This window comes from Lelliottia sp. 489, assembly GCF_050435885.1.
GTDB lineage: Bacteria > Pseudomonadota > Gammaproteobacteria > Enterobacterales > Enterobacteriaceae > Enterobacter > Enterobacter nimipressuralis.
Genome location: NZ_JBNDLC010000001.1, coordinates 693,310 through 712,294, shown reverse-complemented (window position 1 = coordinate 712,294; position 18,985 = coordinate 693,310). Strand labels below are relative to the sequence as shown.

Annotated in this window: 18 protein-coding genes; 11 read left to right on the top strand and 7 right to left on the bottom strand. The window is 54.0% G+C overall.

Features of this window, described 5'->3' with window-relative positions:
* The 5 genes from ABIE11_RS03545 (at window position 1) to ABIE11_RS03525 (ending at window position 6,068) form a co-directional block, all read left to right on the top strand.
* Window positions 1–1,059: a Gfo/Idh/MocA family protein gene (locus tag ABIE11_RS03545; protein WP_429184002.1), complete on the top strand. Its 1,059-nt coding sequence runs from the start codon at window positions 1–3 to the stop codon at window positions 1,057–1,059.
* Complete coding sequence (locus ABIE11_RS03540; protein ID WP_429184001.1) at window positions 1,053–3,323, top strand: glycoside hydrolase family 65 protein; 2,271 nt, start codon at window positions 1,053–1,055, stop codon at window positions 3,321–3,323. Before ABIE11_RS03545 ends, ABIE11_RS03540 begins: the two co-directional genes overlap by 7 nt.
* The gene (gene pgmB / locus ABIE11_RS03535) at window positions 3,316–4,023 is read left to right on the top strand and encodes a beta-phosphoglucomutase (protein ID WP_429184000.1); all 708 of its coding nucleotides are present in this window, start codon (window positions 3,316–3,318) and stop codon (window positions 4,021–4,023) included. The genes ABIE11_RS03540 and pgmB overlap by 8 nt, the downstream gene beginning before the upstream one ends.
* On the top strand, window positions 4,004–5,086 hold the full coding sequence (locus ABIE11_RS03530; protein ID WP_429183999.1) for an ABC transporter ATP-binding protein: 1,083 nt from the start codon (window positions 4,004–4,006) through the stop codon (window positions 5,084–5,086). The genes pgmB and ABIE11_RS03530 overlap by 20 nt, the downstream gene beginning before the upstream one ends.
* 67 nt (window positions 5,087–5,153) lie before the next feature.
* A complete protein-coding gene (locus ABIE11_RS03525) occupies window positions 5,154–6,068 on the top strand; it encodes an OmpG family monomeric porin (RefSeq protein WP_429183998.1) in 915 nt (304 codons plus the stop codon).
* 34 nt (window positions 6,069–6,102) lie between these two features.
* Here ABIE11_RS03525 and ABIE11_RS03520 read toward each other — a convergent pair whose 3' ends face one another.
* Entirely contained in the window at window positions 6,103–7,113 is a 1,011-nt protein-coding gene (locus ABIE11_RS03520; protein WP_429183997.1) for a LacI family DNA-binding transcriptional regulator, read from the bottom strand.
* A gap of 153 nt (window positions 7,114–7,266) precedes the next feature.
* Between ABIE11_RS03520 and ABIE11_RS03515 the strand changes: the two genes are divergently transcribed.
* The 4 genes from ABIE11_RS03515 to ABIE11_RS03500 all read left to right on the top strand — a co-directional run bounded on the left by ABIE11_RS03515 (window position 7,267) and on the right by ABIE11_RS03500 (window position 11,653).
* Window positions 7,267–8,664, top strand: coding sequence for a YcjX family protein (locus tag ABIE11_RS03515; RefSeq protein ID WP_100780006.1), 1,398 nt, complete (start codon window positions 7,267–7,269; stop codon window positions 8,662–8,664).
* Complete coding sequence (locus ABIE11_RS03510; RefSeq protein WP_429183996.1) at window positions 8,661–9,710, top strand: TIGR01620 family protein; 1,050 nt, start codon at window positions 8,661–8,663, stop codon at window positions 9,708–9,710. Before ABIE11_RS03515 ends, ABIE11_RS03510 begins: the two co-directional genes overlap by 4 nt.
* Before the next feature lie 106 nt (window positions 9,711–9,816).
* Window positions 9,817–11,364, top strand: a complete 1,548-nt coding sequence (gene tyrR, locus ABIE11_RS03505; RefSeq protein ID WP_100780008.1) for a transcriptional regulator TyrR — start codon at window positions 9,817–9,819, stop codon at window positions 11,362–11,364.
* Window positions 11,365–11,416: 52 nt separating this feature from the next.
* Window positions 11,417–11,653, top strand: coding sequence for a DUF2543 family protein (locus tag ABIE11_RS03500; protein ID WP_429183995.1), 237 nt, complete (start codon window positions 11,417–11,419; stop codon window positions 11,651–11,653).
* A gap of 123 nt (window positions 11,654–11,776) precedes the next feature.
* Here ABIE11_RS03500 and ABIE11_RS03495 read toward each other — a convergent pair whose 3' ends face one another.
* From ABIE11_RS03495 to tpx, 3 genes are all read right to left on the bottom strand, one after another.
* The gene (locus ABIE11_RS03495; protein WP_232731011.1) at window positions 11,777–12,100 is read right to left on the bottom strand and encodes a hypothetical protein; all 324 of its coding nucleotides are present in this window, start codon (window positions 12,098–12,100) and stop codon (window positions 11,777–11,779) included.
* Window positions 12,101–12,181: 81 nt separating this feature from the next.
* Entirely contained in the window at window positions 12,182–12,943 is a 762-nt protein-coding gene (locus ABIE11_RS03490) for a GIY-YIG nuclease family protein (RefSeq protein WP_100780010.1), read from the bottom strand.
* Window positions 12,944–13,330: 387 nt separating this feature from the next.
* Window positions 13,331–13,837: a thiol peroxidase gene (gene tpx / locus ABIE11_RS03485; protein WP_429183994.1), complete on the bottom strand. Its 507-nt coding sequence runs from the start codon at window positions 13,835–13,837 to the stop codon at window positions 13,331–13,333.
* Between the two features lie 95 nt (window positions 13,838–13,932).
* Here tpx and ycjG point away from each other — a divergent pair, with 95 nt between their 5' ends.
* Entirely contained in the window at window positions 13,933–14,898 is a 966-nt protein-coding gene (ycjG, locus tag ABIE11_RS03480) for an L-Ala-D/L-Glu epimerase (RefSeq protein ID WP_107703474.1), read from the top strand.
* Here ycjG and mpaA read toward each other — a convergent pair.
* Window positions 14,889–15,602 (bottom strand): murein tripeptide amidase MpaA, encoded by a 714-nt coding sequence (gene mpaA / locus ABIE11_RS03475; RefSeq protein WP_123427763.1) that lies wholly within the window; start codon window positions 15,600–15,602, stop codon window positions 14,889–14,891. The two genes, ycjG and mpaA, sit on opposite strands and share 10 nt — an antisense overlap.
* A gap of 184 nt (window positions 15,603–15,786) precedes the next feature.
* Between mpaA and ABIE11_RS03470 the strand changes: the two genes are divergently transcribed.
* Window positions 15,787–17,403, top strand: a complete 1,617-nt coding sequence (locus tag ABIE11_RS03470) for a peptide ABC transporter substrate-binding protein (protein ID WP_409255146.1) — start codon at window positions 15,787–15,789, stop codon at window positions 17,401–17,403.
* Between the two features lie 49 nt (window positions 17,404–17,452).
* Here the strand turns inward: ABIE11_RS03470 and ABIE11_RS03465 are convergent, their stop codons facing one another.
* A complete protein-coding gene (locus ABIE11_RS03465) occupies window positions 17,453–17,593 on the bottom strand; it encodes an Ecr family regulatory small membrane protein (protein ID WP_142503374.1) in 141 nt (46 codons plus the stop codon).
* 75 nt (window positions 17,594–17,668) lie between these two features.
* Window positions 17,669–18,901 carry a diguanylate cyclase domain-containing protein gene (locus tag ABIE11_RS03460; protein ID WP_429183993.1) on the bottom strand — a complete coding sequence of 411 codons (1,233 nt, stop codon included), beginning with the start codon at window positions 18,899–18,901 and terminating at the stop codon, window positions 17,669–17,671.
* Between the last annotated feature and the right edge of the window lie 84 nt (window positions 18,902–18,985).

The window sequence follows — 18,985 nt, the reverse complement described above, 5'->3', positions numbered from 1 at the left end:
GTGATGAGTGCTTCTACACCTTTGCCTCTGCGCGTCGCCATCCTTGGTGCCGGGCAGGTTGCAGACAAAGTGCATGCCTCGTATTACGCCACGCGCAGCGATCTGCAGATGGTGGCTGTCATGGACAGCCGCCTGGATCAGGCGCAGGCATTTGCTGAGCGCCACGCTATCGCAGGTGTGTATCAGGACGCGAGGTTGATGTTGCAGGAGGCAAAGCCTGACATCGTGAGCGTTTGCTCGCCGAATCGTTTTCACTATGAACATGTGATGGCGGCGCTGGAGGCGGGTTGCCACGTGATGTGCGAAAAGCCACCCGCTATGACCCCTGCGCAGGCAGACGAGATGCGTCTGGCGGCCCGGCATGCTGGAAAAGTGCTGGCATACGATTTTCACCATCGTTTCGCGCTGGATGCGCAGCTGCTGCGTGAAGCGGTCCAAAACGGCACCTTTGGCGAGATTTATGTCACCAGCGCGCAGGCGTTACGTCGTTGCGGTGTTCCCGGCTGGGGTGCTTTTACCAATAAGTCGCTACAAGGCGGTGGGCCGTTGATTGATATCGGCATCCATATGCTCGATGTGGCGATGTACGTGTTGGGGTTCCCGGCGGTGAAACGCGTGACAGCACACAGTTTTCAAAAGCTGGGCACCACTAAGCATTGCGGGCAGTTTGGTGAATGGGACCCCAAAGGCTACACCGTTGAAGATGCGCTGTTTGGCACTATTGAGTTTTGCAACGGGGGGATCTTACGTCTCGATACGTCGTTTGCCCTTAACATCCGCGAGAAATCGATCATGAACGTCTCATTTTGCGGTGAAAAAGCGGGCGCGACATTATTCCCGGCGCATATTTATGACGACGTGGGGGGCGAGCTACAGACGATTTTAAGCCGCGACGACGCGGACGATCAGCGCCATTTACGCAGCATGGAAGCATTTGTGCGCCATGTGCTGGGCGAGCCGGTCATGATTGCCGATGCCGAGCAGGGGCTGGTGATCCAGCAGCTCGTGGAGGCGCTCTATGAATCGGCAGAAAAACGGGAGAGCGTGGAATTATGCTGAACCTCTCTCGTCTTTCAGAACCCACGTTCAGCCCGCACAGTCTGAACAAGTACGCGTCGATCATGGCCTGTGGTAATGGCTATATGGGCATTCGCGCCAGCCATGAAGAGGACTATACACAGCAAACGCGCGGCATGTATCTGGCGGGGGTTTACCACCGCGCAGGGCGCAACGAAACGAAGGAATTGGTGAACCTCCCCGATGTGATGGGGATTGAACTGCAGCTGGACGGCGAGCATTTTTCGCTACTGGCAGGTGAGCTTCTCTGCTGGGAGCGTGAGTTAGCGTTCTCTAACGGCGAGCTACGTCGCAGCCTGGTCTGGCGTTCAACCAGGGGAAAACGCTTTCGCATCGACAGCCGCCGCTTTGTCTCACTGGATCAGCTGCCATTGGTGGCGCTGCAATTTTCCGTCACTCCCCTGGACGGCGCTGCGCACATCAGCTTCTCGACGGGAATCGACGCGACGCAAACCAACAGCGGTCGACAGCATCTGGATGAAACCTCTGTTCAGGTGTTTGATCAGCATTTCATGCAAGGCGTGTATGAAACTCAGGATCGCTCGACTGACGTCGTGATCTCCGCGAGCTGTCAGCTGGATACCCCGAGTGAAAACTGTTTTACCGCCAAAAACCGGCGTCTGAACTGCCACCATACGCTGGAGGCAGAAGAGGGGCAGAAAGTTACGCTGGAGAAAATCGTCTGGATAACCCATCGCCACGATAAAGCACTTGAGCAGTCTGCCTTTGCACAAAAAAGCCTGGCCGAGCTAAAACTTTGCGCGGAGCAGGGGTACGACGCATTGCTGGAACAGTCTGCACTTGCCTGGGACACGCACTGGCAAACCAGCCGCGTTAGCGTGCAGTCCGACGATCCTCAGGATCAGCTCGCCCTCGACTACGCGGTCTGGCATTTGACGACCATGACGCCTGCGCACAACGAGCGTTGCAGTATCGCGGCGAAAGGGCTGACCGGCGAAGGCTATAAAGGCCACGTTTTCTGGGACACTGAGATCTTCCTGTTACCGTTCCACCTCTTTACGCGGCCGCAAACGGCCCGCAGCTTGCTGCGTTATCGCTGGCTGAACCTTGCCGGAGCCCGTGAGAAAGCACAGCGCAACGGCTGGGCGGGAGCGCTGTTTCCGTGGGAGAGCGCAGACAGCGGACAGGAAGAGACGCCTGAATTCGCGGCCATCAATATTCGCACCGGCCTGCGACAAAAAGTGGCGTCGGCGCTGGCGGAGCACCATATCGTCGCCGATATCGCCTGGGCCGTCGTGGCCTACTGGCAAGCGACGCGCGACAGCGACTTCATGCGCAGTGAGGGGCTGGCGCTGCTCATGGAAACCGCGTCGTTCTGGATCTCCCGGGCCACAGACGTGAATGGCCGGCTTGAGATCCACGACGTTATCGGCCCGGACGAGTATACCGAGCATGTGAACAACAATGCCTTTAGCAACTATATGGCCTGGCAAAACGTCCATGATGCCCTGGCGCTGATGGAACACTTTAATCGGCAGGACGATGCGTTTACAGAAGCGGCGCAGAAATTCCTGGCACGGCTGTGGCTGCCTTCCGCTGATGCGCAGGGGGTTATCCCGCAGGATGACACCTTTATGGCGAAACCTGCGATAGATCTTCGCCGTTACAAAGCGCAGGCCGGTAAGCAAACCATTCTGCTGGATTACTCCCGCGCGGAGGTCAATGAAATGCAGATCCTCAAGCAGGCTGACGTGGTGATGCTCAACTATCTGTTGCCAGATAAGTTCGACCGCAAACAATGTGCGGCGAATCTGGCCTTTTACGAGCCGCGCACGATCCACGACTCCTCATTGAGTCAGTCGATTCACGGCATTGTGGCTGCTCGCTGCGGTGATACTGCCCGCGCCTATGCGTTCTGGCGAGCGGGTGCGGCGATTGATCTGGGTGACGATCCTCACAGTTGCGACGATGGGATCCACGCTGCCGCAACGGGGGCAATCTGGTCGGGTGTCGTTCAGGGCTTTGCAGGGATGCAGATTATTGATGGCGAACTGCATCTGACGCCGCAACTACCGGCACACTGGCAGCGACTGCAATTCTCTCTTCAGTGGCGCGGTGCACGCCTTGATATTCTGGTTGAGGGCGCATCAGTGACGCTGCGTTCCAGCGCGCCGATTGCAGTGACGCTTTGGGGGAAAGCACACCACCTTTTAGCCCATGAAACGCGTACTGTTAATTTACCTGAATTTGGGACCGCTACCACGGAGGGCGGCAACAATGTTTAAGGCGGTGATTTTCGATTTAGACGGGGTGATTACCGACACGGCGCATCTGCACTTTCTGGCCTGGCAGAGCGTGGCGTCAGAGATAGGCATCCCGATTGACGAGGCGTTCAATGCCGGGCTGAAGGGTATTAGTCGGATGGAGTCACTCGCCCGTATTTTGCGCCACGGTGGAATGGAAGAGGCGTTCAGCCAGAAAGAGCGCGAGCAACTGGCGCAGGCCAAAAATGCGCTGTACATCGAATCGCTTAAGGGGTTAACCCGCGATTCACTTCTGCCGGGTATTGCGCAGCTACTGGCGGAAATCCGTGCGAACAAGGTGCGCATCGGGCTGGCGTCGGTCTCCCTTAACGCGCCCACGATCCTCCAGGCACTGGGTATCGCCAACGCTTTCGATTTTTGCGCCGACGCATCGCGCATTCAGCTCTCGAAACCGCATCCTGACATTTTCCTGGCGGCCTGCGCAGGATTAGGCGTCACACCGGAGCAGGCGATTGGGATTGAAGATGCGCAGGCGGGTATTAAGGCGATCAATGCCGCAGGCATGCTGTCGGTTGGGATCGGCGGCGAGTTATCCGGCGCGGATTTAACACTTTCTTCCACGGAAGAACTGTCCTGGCCGCGTTTATCCGATTTCTGGCAGGCCATGCGCGGCCAGAACAGGCATCACTTAAGGGGGCATAATGGCTCAGCTATCGCTTAAACATATTCAAAAAATCTACGACAACCAGGTTCATGTGGTGAAGGATTTCAGCCTCGAAATCGTAGATAAAGAGTTTATCGTCTTTGTCGGTCCGTCGGGCTGTGGCAAATCGACGACTTTGCGCATGATTGCCGGGCTGGAGGAGATCAGCGCGGGTGAGCTGTTTATCGATGGGGTGCGGATGAACGATGTTCCGGCCAAATCGCGCGATATCGCAATGGTGTTCCAGAACTACGCCCTGTATCCGCATATGACCGTCTACGACAACATGGCGTTTGGTCTGAAGATGCAAAAAATAGCGCCAGCGGTCATTGAGGAAAGGGTCAGCTGGGCGGCGCAAATTTTGGGGCTGCGTGATTATCTGAAGCGAAAACCCGGGGCGTTATCCGGTGGCCAGCGCCAGCGTGTGGCACTCGGAAGGGCGATTGTGCGCGAGGCGGGCGTGTTCCTGATGGACGAACCCCTGTCCAACCTCGATGCCAAGCTGCGTGTGCAGATGCGTGCAGAGATCAGCAAGCTGCACCAGAAACTGAACACCACCATGATTTACGTGACTCACGATCAAACGGAAGCCATGACCATGGCGACGAGAATTGTGATTCTCAAGGACGGTTATATTCAGCAGGTGGGCGCACCGAAGCAAGTCTATAACGAACCGGCCAATATGTTTGTTGCCGGTTTTATCGGATCACCGGCCATGAATTTTATTCGCGGGGCAATTGATGGCCGTTATTTCGTCACTGAAACGCTGCGTCTGGAGATCCCTGAAACGAAACTGGCTGTGCTGAATGCGATGGGATATCAGCGCAAGGCGGTGGTCTTTGGCATCCGGCCCGAAGACATTCTCACTTCATCAGGCATCTCCATGGATATCACAGCCAAAGTCAGCGTGGCAGAACTCACCGGCGCTGAGTTTATGCTCTACGCCACAGTGGGTGGACATGAGCTGGTTCTGCGCGCCGGCGCGGTCAACGATTACCGCGCCGGGGATAACCTGGCCATTCAGTTTGAAATGGATAAATGTCACTTCTTCGACGCTGATAGCGAAATAGCGCTGAGATAAAAAGATTTCGTTGCCGGGAATTTTCTTTCCGGCTTTTTTAGTCGTTATTTTATAAAGGAATATACAAATGAGTACTCTACACAGAAGTGCTGCGCTTTTATTATGCGCAGGGGTAACGTGCGCCCAGGCGGCTGACAATCAAGAAAAATGGCATTTTAATATAGGTGCTATGTATGAGATTGAAAACGTCGAAGGGCAGGGCGAAGATAAAGATGGATTATATGAGCCTTCCGTCTGGTTTAATGCCACCTGGGACGCATGGACTATTTCACTGGCCATGTATCAGGAAGGTCCGGTGGATTACAGCAGCATGACACGCGGGACCTATTTTGATCGCCCGGAATTTGAGCTGCGCTATCGTATTATCGGCAGCGACGATTTCACCCTCGGTTTGACCGGTGGCATCCGCAATTATGGCTACCATTTTAAAGATGAACACGGCGCGAAAGACGGCACCGCCAATATGCAGCGCTATAAAATTCAGCCAGACTGGGATCTGAAACTTAGCGATGACTGGCGTTTTAGCGGCTGGTTTGCGATGTATCAGTTTGCCAACGATCTTGAAAAAACCGGTTATTCCGACAGTCGTGTCGAAACCGAAACCGGATTTACCTGGACCATTAACGAAACCTTTTCGGCTAAAGCGAACTACTATTTAGAGCGCGGGTTTAATATGGACGGCGGCCGGAATAACGGTGAATTCTCGACGCAGGAAATTCGAGCTTATTTACCGATTTCGTTAGGGAACACCACGCTGACGCCGTATACCCGAATTGGTCTGGATCGCTGGTCGAACTGGGACTGGCAGGACGATCCTGACCGCGAAGGGCATGATTTTAACCGCCTGGGTATGCTCTACGCGTACGATTTTACGAATGGGTTGTCCATGACGCTGGAATACGCGTACGAATGGGAAAATCACGACGAAGGCAAAAACGACCGCTTCCACTATGCGGGCGTCGGCGTGAACTACGCATTCTGACGGGTGACTGCCAGGGGCTGTGACGCCCCTGGATTCAACGAAGAGAGGGCGTTTCAGAGAGTGCCGTGTCAACAATGACCTGGCGTGGTGCCTCTTTTCCGGCGATACGTTTGAACAGGACATCGCAACTCTGTTCGCCCAACTGGCGGGTAGGGATTTCGAAGCCAGCCGGCGCAGGGGTCAATATCAACGACAGCAACGGATCCGTATAACCGGCGATCGCCAGCTGTTCCGGGATCATCAGGTTTAATTCCTCCGCTGCGCGATACAGAGCGAGAAGTTTCATACTGTCCGTGGCGAAAACGGCGCGTGGTGGCTGTGCTGAGGAAAGCAATTGACAGGCCGCGTCCAGCGCACTTTCGTGGGTATATCCGCCGTCGACAACCCAGTCAGCATTAAAGGCAATGTTGTGTTTTTCAAGGCTGGCTTTATAACCCGCGAGACGGTCTATTGAGACGTGGTAATCAACGGGCGCATGCAGACAGGCGATTTTACGGTGGCCATTGCGAATAAACGTATCGGTTAACGTCATACTGCCGTGGAAATTATCCGTATCGACCGAATAGATATTCTGGAAATCGCCTTCGACTTTACCAATTACCACGACGGGAATGCCATAGGTATCAAGCCGTGGGAAAAAAGATTCATTGGCCGGGGAACTGAGCATAATAATTCCCTTAACCATTTTTTGCTTAATTTTATTTTCGCATTTCTGCAAATCATCTTCGCTACTTTTCGACGTTTGAAGAATAACGTCAAAACCTTCCTCTTCGGCTTTTTCCGTAATGGTATGTAACACGTCAGAGAAAAAAGGATTACCGGCTGTGGTCTTGGCTGAACGCGTGGAAATAACCATGATCGCGTCAAAACCTGAAGAGGTCAGGGCACGGGCCAGCTTGTTGGGTTGATAATTTAATTCATCAATCGCTTTTTGCACTTTTTCAAGTGCTTCCGGGGAGATATTTGTTTGCTTGTTTAGAACCCTGGACACGGTTGATTTTGATACGCCAGCAACACGTGCAATATCATAAATGGTGGGTGACATACACCTTACAACTCCATGATAGCGGTAGTGGGATTATATTACGGGAGAAAAAACGGGAATGACAGTGACAATGAATTGAAAATCAACGATCTGCCCCAATTTATTGTATTCTGAAGCTGATATCAGCGGTCTTCGGGGCAAAACAGGATGGCGATGAAGCGACTTAAAAACGAATTCAACTCACTGGTTAACCGTGGCGTAGACCGCCATTTGCGTCTGGCGGTGACGGGACTTAGCCGCAGCGGCAAAACCGCATTTATCACCGCGATGGTTAACCAGCTTCTCAATTTACACGCCGGGGCGCGACTGCCGCTGCTGAGTGCCGCGCGCGAAGAGCGCCTGCTCGGCGTGAAGCGTGTACCGCAGCGCGACTTTGGCATCCCGCGTTTTACCTATGACGAGGGGCTGGCACAGCTGTATGGCACGCCGCCCGCCTGGCCGACGCCGACGCGCGGGGTGAGCGAAATCCGTCTTGCGCTGCGCTTTCGTTCTAATGAATCCGTATTACGCCATTTTAAAGACACATCCACGCTCTATCTGGAAATTGTCGATTATCCCGGTGAGTGGTTGCTCGATTTGCCGATGCTGGCCCAGGACTACCTGAGCTGGTCGCGGCAAATGACCGGACTGCTGCAGGGGCAGCGCGCGGAGTGGTCGGCAAAATGGCGTGAGCTGTGCGCCGGGTTAGACCCGCTGGCTCCGGCCGACGAGAACCGTCTGGCGGCAATTGCGCAAGCCTGGACCGATTATCTGCATCAATGTAAACAGCAGGGGCTGCATTTTATCCAGCCTGGACGATTTGTCCTGCCGGGCGAAATGGCGGGCGCGCCTGCGCTACAGTTCTTCCCGTGGCCAGATGTCGATAGCTGGGGCGAATCAAAACTGGCGATGGCGGATAAACACACCAACGTCGGGATGCTCCGCGATCGCTTTAACTACTACTGCGAGAAGGTGGTGAAGGGGTTCTACAAAAATCACTTCCTGCGCTTCGATCGCCAGATTGTGCTGGTGGATTGTCTGCAGCCCTTGAACAGCGGGCCGCAGGCTTTCAACGATATGCGCCTCGCCCTCACGCAGCTGATGCAAAGTTTCCATTACGGACAGCGCACTCTGTTCCGCCGCCTGTTTTCACCGGTGATCGACAAACTGCTGTTTGCGGCGACCAAAGCCGATCATGTCACGGTCGATCAGCACGCGAATATGGTGTCGCTGCTGCAACAGCTGGTGCAGGACGCATGGCAAAATGCGGCGTTTGAAGGGATTAGCATGGACTGTCTGGGGCTGGCCGCGGTGCAGGCGACGCAGAGCGGGCTGATTGATGTCAACGGTGAGAAAATCCCGGCCCTGCGCGGTAATCGTCTGAGCGACGGCGAGCCGCTGACGGTCTATCCTGGGGAAGTGCCCGCCCGTCTGCCGGGGCAGGCGTTCTGGGAAAAGCAGGGTTTTCAGTTTGAAGCGTTTCGCCCTCAGGCGATGAACGTCGATCAGCCGTTACCGCATATTCGCCTGGACGCGGCGCTGGAGTTTTTAATAGGAGATAAACTGCGATGAGTGAACCCTTAAAGCCACGCATCGATTTTACCGGCACGCTTGAGCAGGCGCGCGACGAAGCCTTTAAATCCGCCCAGGCGTTCAGTGGCCCGGAGGCCGAGAAATTCGCGCCTGTCGTTGCTGACGAACTGCTGCCGGACGAAGGGCCGGCCGAAGCGGTTGTTGAGGCCGCCCTGCGGCCTAAACGCAGCCTGTGGCGCAAAATGGTTACCGCCGGTTTGACGCTCTTTGGTGTGAGCGTGGTCGGTCAGGGCGTGCAGTGGACGATGAATGCCTGGCAGACCCAGGACTGGGTGGCCCTTGGGGGCTGCGCGGCCGGTGCGCTTATCGTCGGGGCGGGCGTTGGGTCGATTGCGACCGAATGGCGTCGTCTGTGGCGACTGCGCCAGCGCGCCCATGAGCGCGACGAAGCGCGCGATCTGTTGCACAGTCATGCTACCGGAAAAGGGCGGGCATTCTGTGAAAAACTGGCGAGCCAGGCCGGGATTGACCAGTCCCATCCGGCTCTGCAGCGCTGGTACGCGGCGATCCATGAAACGCAAAACGACCGTGAAATCGTGAGTCTCTACGCGAGTATCGTTCAGCCCGTGCTTGATTCGCAGGCTCGGCGTGAGATTAGCCGCTCGGCGGCGGAGTCGACGCTGATGATTGCTGTCAGTCCGCTGGCACTGGTGGATATGGCCTTTATCGCATGGCGAAATCTGCGGCTTATCAACCGCATTGCCACGCTGTATGGCATTGAACTGGGCTATTACAGCCGTCTGCGCCTTTTCCGCCTGGTTCTGCTGAACATGGCCTTTGCCGGTGCCAGTGAACTGGTCCGTGAAGTGGGGATGGACTGGATGTCTCAGGATCTTGCCGCACGACTGTCCACCCGCGCGGCACAGGGGATCGGTGCGGGTCTGTTAACCGCGCGTCTGGGGATCAAAGCCATGGAATTATGCCGCCCCCTGCCATGGATGAATGACGATAAACCGCGTCTCGGGGATTTCCGTCGTGAACTGATTGGCCAGTTGAAAGAGACATTGAGCAAAAAACCGCAGTAAACGCTGAAGAATTCACCTCGCTGTCAATATTTGTTGACAGCGAGCTTCCAGCCAGACGATATCTGACATATCATTTTAAGGTTACTGGCTAAAGAGTGAATTTCCCATGCGTCTGGAAGTGTTCTGTCAGGACCGTATCGGCCTGACCCGCGAATTACTCGATCTCCTTGTTTTGCGTGACATTGATTTGCGCGGCATCGATATCGACCCTATCGGGCGAATTTATCTCAATTTTGCCGAAATCGAATTTAATACCTTTAGCAGCCTGATGGCGGAAATCCGCCGTATCGCTGGCGTTACGGATGTGCGTACCGTGCCGTGGATGCCGTCAGAGCGCGAGCATCTGGCGTTAAGTGCGCTGCTCGAAGCGATGCCTGAACCGTTTTTATCCCTCGATCTGAAAGGCAAAGTGGAGCGCACCAACCAGGCGAGCTGCCAGCTGTTCGGCCAGAGTCAGGAAAAACTGAGCAACCATCACGCGGCGCAGCTGATCGCCGGTTTCAATTTCCAGCGCTGGCTCGACAGCAATCCGCAGGGCACGCACAGCGAACATGTGGTGATCGGCGGCCAGAACTTCCTGATGGAGATCACTCCGGTGCATCTGCGCGGTGAGAATGACGTCAGCGTGCTGACAGGCGCGGTAATCATGCTGCGTTCGACCATCCGTATGGGACGCCAGCTGCAGAATCTCTCCAACCAGGATGTCGGCGCCTTCAGCCAGATTATTGCCGTTAGCCCGAAAATGAAGCATGTGGTGGATCAGGCGCGTAAGCTTGCGAATCTCACTGCGCCGCTGCTGATCACCGGCGAAACGGGAACCGGCAAGGATTTACTCGCACATGCGGTTCACACCGCCAGCCCACGCGCGGCAAAACCCTATCTGGCCCTGAACTGCGCGTCTATTCCGGAAGATGCCGTTGAGAGCGAACTGTTCGGCCACGCGCCGGAGGGCAAAAAAGGCTTCTTCGAGCAGGCCAACGGCGGCTCGGTCTTGCTGGATGAGATTGGCGAGATGTCGCCGCGGATGCAGGCTAAACTGCTGCGCTTCCTCAACGACGGCACTTTCCGCCGCGTCGGGGAAGATCATGAGGTTCACGTCGATGTGCGCGTCATTTGCGCGACGCAGAAAAACCTCGTCGAACTGGTGCAAAAGGGCGTATTCCGGGAAGATCTCTATTATCGACTCAACGTACTGACCCTGAATATTCCGCCGCTGCGCGACTGTCCGCAGGACATTATGCCGCTGACCGAACTGTTCGTGGCGCGTTTTGCCGACGAACAGGGCGTGCCGCGTCCGAAGCTCTCGGCGGATTTGGGGTCGATGCTGACGCGCTACGGCTGGCCGGGCAACATCCGCCAGTTGAAAAACGCCGTCTACCGTGCGCTTACGCAGCTGGAAGGCTACGAGCTGCGCTCGCAGGACATTCTGTTGCCGGATTACGATGCGGGAACCGTGTCGGTTGGCGAAGAGGCGATGGAAGGCTCGCTGGATGACATCACCAGTCGTTTCGAGCGCTCGGTGTTGACCCAACTTTATCGCAACTATCCGAGCACCCGTAAACTGGCGAAACGCCTGGGTGTGTCGCACACGGCCATCGCCAATAAGTTGCGTGAGTACGGTCTGAATCAGAAGAAAGCGGACGACCAGAACTGAGAAAATCCCGCGCGTGCGGGGTTTTTGCTATCCAAACATTAAGGCTTAATTTATGAGCAATGAAATACCTTTAAAGTTTTATGACATCGCGGATGAATATTCAAAGGAATCCCCAAAGCCCGTCAGCGAAGCAGAGCGCGACGCTGTAGCCTATTATTTCCAGTCGCTGATCACGCGTTTAATGAATAACGAGGAGATCAGCGAAGAGGCGCAGAGTGAGATGGCCCGGGAAGCCGGTATCGATGAAACGCGGATCGATGAGATCGCAGAGTTTTTGAATACGTGGTGACGGTTCGAGGTTTGCTTAAGCTTCTTGGACTAATATCGAAAGAATGATGACTATAAAAGTTGTCTGACTAATGGGAGTCGTTTGATGTTTAAAACATTCATGACTCCCATTGACCATTTACTGTTAAGCACACCCTTTGGTAAAACATTTTGTACATTGGCGCAATGAAGTTAGCCCAGTTATTAATTGTGCTTTTGCTTCAACTTCTTCTTGGGAAGTCGAGCAGCATTTAAAATACGCATTAGTTGTAAATGCAGACTTCTCATCGCCATTAATTGTATGGCAATTTGCCTTATGAACACATGTCATCACACGGTCTGATTGACGGTTGGTGCCCTTTGCACTTTTTAGCAAGTTAACCACGAACCCATATGGATTTTCTTGAAGCCAGATCTTATATGCTTCTTCACTATTCGTCATTAGGCTACTATGAAAAACTTTAATCATTTATCCATTCCGCTTTAGATTAAACTCTTCTGTCAGGGACGGTGCTGGTGCAGCTCCTCTGAAAAGATGCTGTACACTCATTCAATTTAATTGCATAGTTTTTTTTGAAAGCATTCTAAAACTAACGCTATCACCAATTTTGTAACTTTCTTGGAAAAACTCTCGTAATCCTATGCCGCCCATTATTCTAGGTGTATGTGATTTATTCGCTGTGCGATTAATGATTGCAGTGAGCATAACGGTACCATCAGAATTTACGATGCTGAGATTATCCCCATCGTGAGAGAACTCATGAGAGGAGGAGGTTGGAACATTGAAAAAACCACGTTTCCAGTAGGTTGGTGCCATATTGAAATGGTAGTCAACGGATGCGATGAATTCCACATCTTTCGTATCATCGGGTATCTGATCACCTGATTCGTTGTCCATTGAGGAATCATCTGTGATACTTTTTGTACCGCCATTCCACTCTGGGTCAATTGTTTTTATAATACTATCCTCCAGCCCAGCCGCGAGGTTGAGATGAAACGGTCCATAGTGCATCAAACCATTATCCGGGAGTGCCAAAATATCAACAGCGATGTTTTTCTGCAAAGCCTCGCGGATGTAGCCATGGTTTTTTATATTTGTTGATTGTGACATGCCCGGTTTTTTGTAATGATACATCCTTTTTTTAAGTAATCTGGTGGTTTTACCAATATATTTTACTTCACCATCACAAACAAATGCATAAAGGTTATTACAGACATCCCGAAATGATTCAGTCATGATGTAATGCAATTGTCCGTTCTGTAATTCCCAGTAGCCAATTTTAATAAAACCAATGTTGAGTAAACGATCCATTTTTTAACCTTAAAAGAAATATAAATATAATATCCTTTAACTTTTATTTTTTTTCAATCACTTAGCCCCAATTAAATACGGAATTGTGACTCAACCGGAGGCGAGCTTGTCCTTCGGTTCACATCGGTCCTTGTCATGATCAAGGCGACTGGGGACAATTTGCACTTGAATAGCCAATGCTGTTTAGATCTCGCAAAACCGCATCCTGTTACCAAACGGATCATACCCTTCCAGAATTTTCCCCCACGCCTGCTCCACAGTTAAGTTCATCCCGCAACCATTCGATAGTGTGCACAGGGACAAAGAGTGTCGTTGCTGGGCAGACGTCAGACAAAAGAAAGCCCCGCATCAGCGAGGCTTTGAAATTCTGAGCAATGAGCGATGCTATTACGCTTTCAGCACATCCAGCGCAGCGGTGTAGTCTGGCTCGTTGGTGATTTCGTTGACCAGCTCGCTGAGGATCACGGTGTCGTTTTCATCGATCACCAGGACTGCACGGGCAGCCAGACCTTTCAGTGGGCCTTCTGCGATACCTACGCCGTAGTTTTCGAGGAAATCAGGGCTACGAAGGGTAGAAAGCGTGATAACGTTGCTCAGACCTTCTGCGCCGCAGAAACGGGACTGGGCGAACGGCAGATCCGCGGAAATGCACAGCACCACGGTGTTGTCGACTTCGGTCGCCAGCTGGTTGAATTTACGCACGGACGCAGCGCAAACGCCGGTGTCGATGCTTGGGAAAATGTTCAGGACTTTGCGTTTACCGGCGAACTGACCCAGTGTTACGTCAGACAAATCTTTTGCCACGAGGGTAAAAGCCTGTGCTTTGCTGCCTGCCTGCGGAATGGAACCTGCAACAGAAACCGGGTTGCCCTGGAAATGAACGAGTTGTGACATAGATATCTTCCTGTTTACATATAGTTAACGTCGCGGCTAGTGTATGACAACAGCGGATAACACGGCAAACCTATTTTTCCCTACAGGAGTGAGTGATGAGAACCGTCAAGGTCTATGAAGAAGCGTGGCCACTGCATACCCCGTTTGTGATCTCTCGCGGTAGCCGTAGCGAAGCCAGCGTAGTCGTCGTCGAGATTGAAGAAGACGGTGTAAAAGGCGCGGGCGAATGCACACCTTATCCTCGCTACGGGGAAAGTCTCGCGTCGGTGATGGCGCAGATCATGACTATCGTTCCTGAACTGGAAAAGGGGCTGACACGCGAAGCGCTGCAACAGGCGCTACCGGCGGGTGCGGCGCGTAATGCGGTCGACTGTGCGCTGTGGTCGCTGGAGGCGCATCGGCAGAATCATACGATTAGCGACTCGCTTGGCGTGGTCCTGCCGCAGACCATTGTGACGGCGCAAACGGTGGTGATCGGCGAGCCTGCGCAGATGGCGTCAAGTGCTAAAGCGCTGTATGAGGCCGGGGCGCGGTTGCTGAAAGTGAAGCTGGACGATCATTTGATTAGCGAGCGGATGGTGGCGATCCGCAGCGCGGTTCCGGAAGCGACCCTCATTGTCGATGCCAACGAATCCTGGAAGAGTGAAGGGCTGGCCGCGCGCTGTCAGCTGCTGGCTGATTTGGGCGTGGCGATGCTGGAGCAGCCGCTGCCGTCGGCACAAGACGCCGCGCTGGAAAACTTTATCCACCCGTTGCCTATCTGCGCCGATGAGAGCTGCCATACGCGTGACAGCCTGGCCGGGCTGAAAGGGCGCTACGAGATGGTGAATATTAAACTTGATAAGACGGGTGGATTAACTGAAGCGCTGGCGCTGGCGAAACAGGCCCGGGCTGACGGGTTCGCGCTGATGCTTGGCTGTATGCTCTGCACCTCAAGAGCCATCAGCGCCGCACTGCCGCTGACAGAGCAGGTGAGCTACGCCGATCTTGATGGACCCACCTGGCTCGCCGTGGATGTCTCACCTGCGCTGAATTTTACTACCGGGACACTTCACCTCTGAGATTGCCAGCGCAGCAGGCCGGTCATCGCTTTCAGGTATTTCTCGCTCGCTTCATCAGAGGAGACGGGCGGGAACTCGGCCGTGATGCAGTGCAGGCCGAGGTCTGCACACCAGCTGCCAAACGAGCCTGGCGTTTCGTATCCGACGCTGGTGACCAGCGGCAGCGCGAAGGCGTCTGCCAGCCACTCGCCTAACTCCGTGTGGCGTGGATCTTCGATGCAGGCCAGCGGATCGTGAAACGACACCACCCACGCCGGTTGTAGATGATGAATGAGCTGGCACAGCCCCTGGGTTTCAGGCTCTGAGCCGGGTTTTTCACCGGTGAGGAGCACCACGTCACGCTCGTCCGCCGCGCTGTTCCAGCGATAAACCGTCTCTCCCGCTCGCCAGTTGGCCGCCGGGAAATTGCGGTTCAGATCGACACCGCGCGCGTTGGCCCGCAGCCCTAACTGGCACCCGTCCGGATTGACCGTTAACACCACGTGATGACGACGCAGATCGGGCGCCAGCGTACGCAGCGCGCAGGAGAGGGTGACGATGGAGGAGTTCTCATCCCCGTGCGTCCCGGCGATGATAAGCCCGCTGTGGCGGTCGGCCTGCGGGGCAGGAAACCAGATCAGCGGGGCACCCAGAAATGAGCGGCCATAATGTTCCGTTCCGGGCGGGAAAGCGCCACGTTCCGTTCTTGGGCGGGTAAGTGACATATGAAATCCTGATAGCGAGTTCTTTATAGCCAGTGTTGTGTAAAACACGCGCTTAATCAAATAGTTTCACGGGCCGGAGAAACTGATCCGATCTCAACTTTCCGCGCGAAGGTGTTTGCATTTCTCTGTTCTGAAACAAATAATTACGCATCTGCTTGTCACCCATCATTCCAAAGGGGATCTCATGAAGCATCCTGTTTCGCTGCTCTGTACTGCGCTGTGGCTGTGTGGACTCACTTCTGTTTCTTATGCAGCTGATATTCCTGAGGGAACGAAGCTGGCGGAAAAACAGGAACTGGTCCGCCATATCAAGGACGAACCCGCTTCGCTCGACCCGGCGAAAGCCGTCGGCTTACCGGAAATTCAGGTGATCCGCGATCTGTTCGAAGGGCTGGTGAATCAGAATGAAAAGGGCGAACTCGTCCCTGGTGTCGCGACAAAGTGGCAGAGCAATGACAACCGTATCTGGACATTTACCTTACGCGACAACGCGAAGTGGTCAGACGGTACGCCGGTAACGGCGCAAGATTTTGTCTACAGCTGGCAGCGCCTGGTGGACCCGAAAACGACATCGCCTTTTGCCTGGTTTGCGGCGCTGGCGGGGATCACCAATGCCCAGAGCATTATCGACGGCAAAGCCCAGCCCAATACGCTTGGTATCACGGCCGTGGATGCCAAAACCCTTCGCGTGCAGCTCGATAAACCGCTGCCCTGGTTCGCCAATCTGACCGCCAGCTTTGCATTTTATCCGGTGCAGAAAGCCAACGTTGAGAGCGGAAAAGAGTGGACTCGCCCAGGCGCTCTGGTGGGCAACGGTGCCTATGTTCTGAAAGATCGCGTGGTGAATGAAAAGCTGGTGGTTGAGCCAAATACGTCGTACTGGGACAACGCCCAGACGGTACTGAAAAAAGTGACTTTTATTCCGATCAACCAGGAGTCATCGGCCACTAAACGCTATCTGGCGGGGGATATTGATATCACCGAATCCTTCCCAAAAAATCTCTATCAGAAGCTGCTCAAAGATATTCCGGGACAGGTTTATACGCCGCCGCAACTGGGCACCTATTACTACGCGTTTAACACTCAGAAAGGGCCCACGGCCGATCAGCGTGTGCGACTGGCACTGAGCATGACCATCGATCGTCGGATTATGGCGGAGAAGGTGCTCGGAACGGGCGAGAAACCGGCGTGGCACTTTACGCCGGATGTGACCGCTGGCTTTACGCCAGAAAAGTCACCGTTCGAGCAGATGTCGCAGGCGGAGCTGAATGCGCAGGCCAAAATGCTGTTACAGGCTGCCGGATACGGCCCGCAGCGACCGCTGAAACTGACGCTGCTCTATAACACTTCAGAAAACCACCAGAAAATTGCGATTGCGGTGGCGTCGATGTGGAAGAAAAACCTCGGCGTGGATGTGAAGCTGCAAAATCAGGAGTGGAAAACCTATATTGATAGCCGCAACACCGGCAACTTCGATGTGATCCGCGCCTCCTGGGTGGGGGATTACAATGAGCCGTCCACTTTCCTGTCACTGTTAACATCCACACACAGCGGTAATATTTCGCGCTTCAGCGATCCGGCGTACGACAAGATTATCAACCAGGCGACACTGGAAACGACGGCCAAAGCGCGCAATGCGGATTACAACGCGGCTGAGAAAATCCTTGCCGAAAAAGCCCCGATCGCGCCGATTTATCAATATACCAACGGTCGCCTGATTAAGCCGTGGGTGAAAGGGTATCCGATAAATAACGCGGAAGATGTGGCGTATAGCCGGACGATGTATATCGAGAAGCATTAATATGAATAAAAAGGCCCGTATGAGAACGGGCCTTTTTTTGATTCGCCAGTCAGGGCGCGTCAATCGCCGGGTAGAGGCTGCTTTCCAGATACCCCACCAGGTGCCACATCTCACCGCTAAAAATAAACCATAAGCCAAATATAATAACGCTGAGAATAATTAGGATGAGTATGACTTCTGTTTTCCCCATAGCAAAAGTGACCCACCTGACCGCTGTTAATTCGAGGGGGGCATTGTAGCGGGGCTTTAATCAATACTCCAGTTTTCAGGCGGCGAGCACTTTATTGCGGCCATTGTTTTTGGCGCGATATAAGGCGTCGTCTACGCGTTTTAACAGATCGTCGATGCTCTCGTCCGGATTATGTCGCGCGACGCCAATACTCACGGTAAAGCGGGGCAGGCCGGGAATGACAATGCGCGCCACTTCGGCACGAATGGTTTCGGCCACCTGCATCGCAGCCTCAAGCGTGGTACGCGGCAGCAGGATCACAAACTCTTCGCCGCCCCAGCGGAACACAAAATCGTCTTTACGGCTGCAGGCTTCGAGCATGCGCGACAGAGAAATCAGTACCTCATCTCCCCTGGAATGGCCGAATACGTCATTGATATTCTTGAAATGATCCATATCGACGAGTAACAGGCTGAACTGCTGCTGGGCAGGCAAATGGGACGGATGAGTCTGTTCAGTGAGGAGATAAAACTGTCGACGATTTAGCAGGCCGGTCATGGAGTCCCGCAGGGCGGCGTGCTCCAGCTCGTGCTCAAGCCTTTTTTGCTCGGTGATATCGTGAACGATGCACAGCATGAGCTTGTCGCCGTAAATCTCAATCGGACCCGCGTACGTCTGCACGTGGCGGGTAGAGCCATCGGCCAGCCGGTGGACAAAATTAAGGGGTTTATGCCCTCCGGGAAGACGGGCGATCTCCGTCATAATCGGCAGGATATCGCGCCCCAGGGTGTTAATTTCCCATGTGTGTTTTGTGCACATGTCATCGTGGCTGTAGCCGTAAAAATTGAGGGCCGCCAGATTCGCGTCGACAATCTGCCCGTCACGCGCGGTATCTATGAGCAGCATGGGCGCACTGTTAGTCTGGAAAAAGCGGGCGTAGAAACCCTGTTTTTTACGCTGGTAGTTGGCTGAGCGGCTCGCTTTCAGGCCGGAAGGGGCCTGGGAAATCAGCCCTTCAAACACAATGATTTCACCCGCACTTTCATGCTCGGTGAGGGACAGGCGACAACTCAGGGTGGTTTCCTGATCGTTGCGCCAGACGGTCCAGATTTCGACAATTTCCAGCTCGGATTTGAGATCCGGAACGTACATTGACAGCTGCTGCTGTGCACTGGCGGAATAAGCGCCCTGACGCATGTCATTCAGCGTTTTATTACGCATCATGTCTCTCGCCGCACTATTGGCGAAAATAACCTGCTCAGAGACGGGTGAGACTAACCAAACCGGTGTTTTGACGAAATTCAGCGCATCAAAGCTGTGTGGCAACATAGAGTCTTCCCAGTCATCGGCAGCCAACGCTCATGAAATTTGCGGTATCACGGTTATACACACGTGGGCATATTTCAAAACATA

Bases quoted from the DNA above. Each gene is read 5' to 3' on its own strand.
- ABIE11_RS03540 (WP_429184001.1), top strand. From the start codon at position 1,053: ATGCTGAACCTCTCTCGTCTTTCAGAACCCACGTTCAGCCCGCACAGT.
- pgmB (WP_429184000.1), top strand. From the start codon at position 3,316: ATGTTTAAGGCGGTGATTTTCGATTTAGACGGGGTGATTACCGACACG.
- ABIE11_RS03530 (WP_429183999.1), top strand. From the start codon at position 4,004: ATGGCTCAGCTATCGCTTAAACATATTCAAAAAATCTACGACAACCAG.
- ABIE11_RS03525 (WP_429183998.1), top strand. From the start codon at position 5,154: ATGAGTACTCTACACAGAAGTGCTGCGCTTTTATTATGCGCAGGGGTA.
- ABIE11_RS03520 (WP_429183997.1), bottom strand. From the start codon at position 7,113: ATGTCACCCACCATTTATGATATTGCACGTGTTGCTGGCGTATCAAAA.
- ABIE11_RS03515 (WP_100780006.1), top strand. From the start codon at position 7,267: ATGAAGCGACTTAAAAACGAATTCAACTCACTGGTTAACCGTGGCGTA.
- ABIE11_RS03510 (WP_429183996.1), top strand. From the start codon at position 8,661: ATGAGTGAACCCTTAAAGCCACGCATCGATTTTACCGGCACGCTTGAG.
- tyrR (WP_100780008.1), top strand. From the start codon at position 9,817: ATGCGTCTGGAAGTGTTCTGTCAGGACCGTATCGGCCTGACCCGCGAA.
- ABIE11_RS03500 (WP_429183995.1), top strand. From the start codon at position 11,417: ATGAGCAATGAAATACCTTTAAAGTTTTATGACATCGCGGATGAATAT.
- ABIE11_RS03495 (WP_232731011.1), bottom strand. From the start codon at position 12,100: ATGATTAAAGTTTTTCATAGTAGCCTAATGACGAATAGTGAAGAAGCA.
- ABIE11_RS03490 (WP_100780010.1), bottom strand. From the start codon at position 12,943: ATGGATCGTTTACTCAACATTGGTTTTATTAAAATTGGCTACTGGGAA.
- tpx (WP_429183994.1), bottom strand. From the start codon at position 13,837: ATGTCACAACTCGTTCATTTCCAGGGCAACCCGGTTTCTGTTGCAGGT.
- ycjG (WP_107703474.1), top strand. From the start codon at position 13,933: ATGAGAACCGTCAAGGTCTATGAAGAAGCGTGGCCACTGCATACCCCG.
- mpaA (WP_123427763.1), bottom strand. From the start codon at position 15,602: ATGTCACTTACCCGCCCAAGAACGGAACGTGGCGCTTTCCCGCCCGGA.
- ABIE11_RS03470 (WP_409255146.1), top strand. From the start codon at position 15,787: ATGAAGCATCCTGTTTCGCTGCTCTGTACTGCGCTGTGGCTGTGTGGA.
- ABIE11_RS03465 (WP_142503374.1), bottom strand. From the start codon at position 17,593: ATGGGGAAAACAGAAGTCATACTCATCCTAATTATTCTCAGCGTTATT.
- ABIE11_RS03460 (WP_429183993.1), bottom strand. From the start codon at position 18,901: ATGTTGCCACACAGCTTTGATGCGCTGAATTTCGTCAAAACACCGGTT.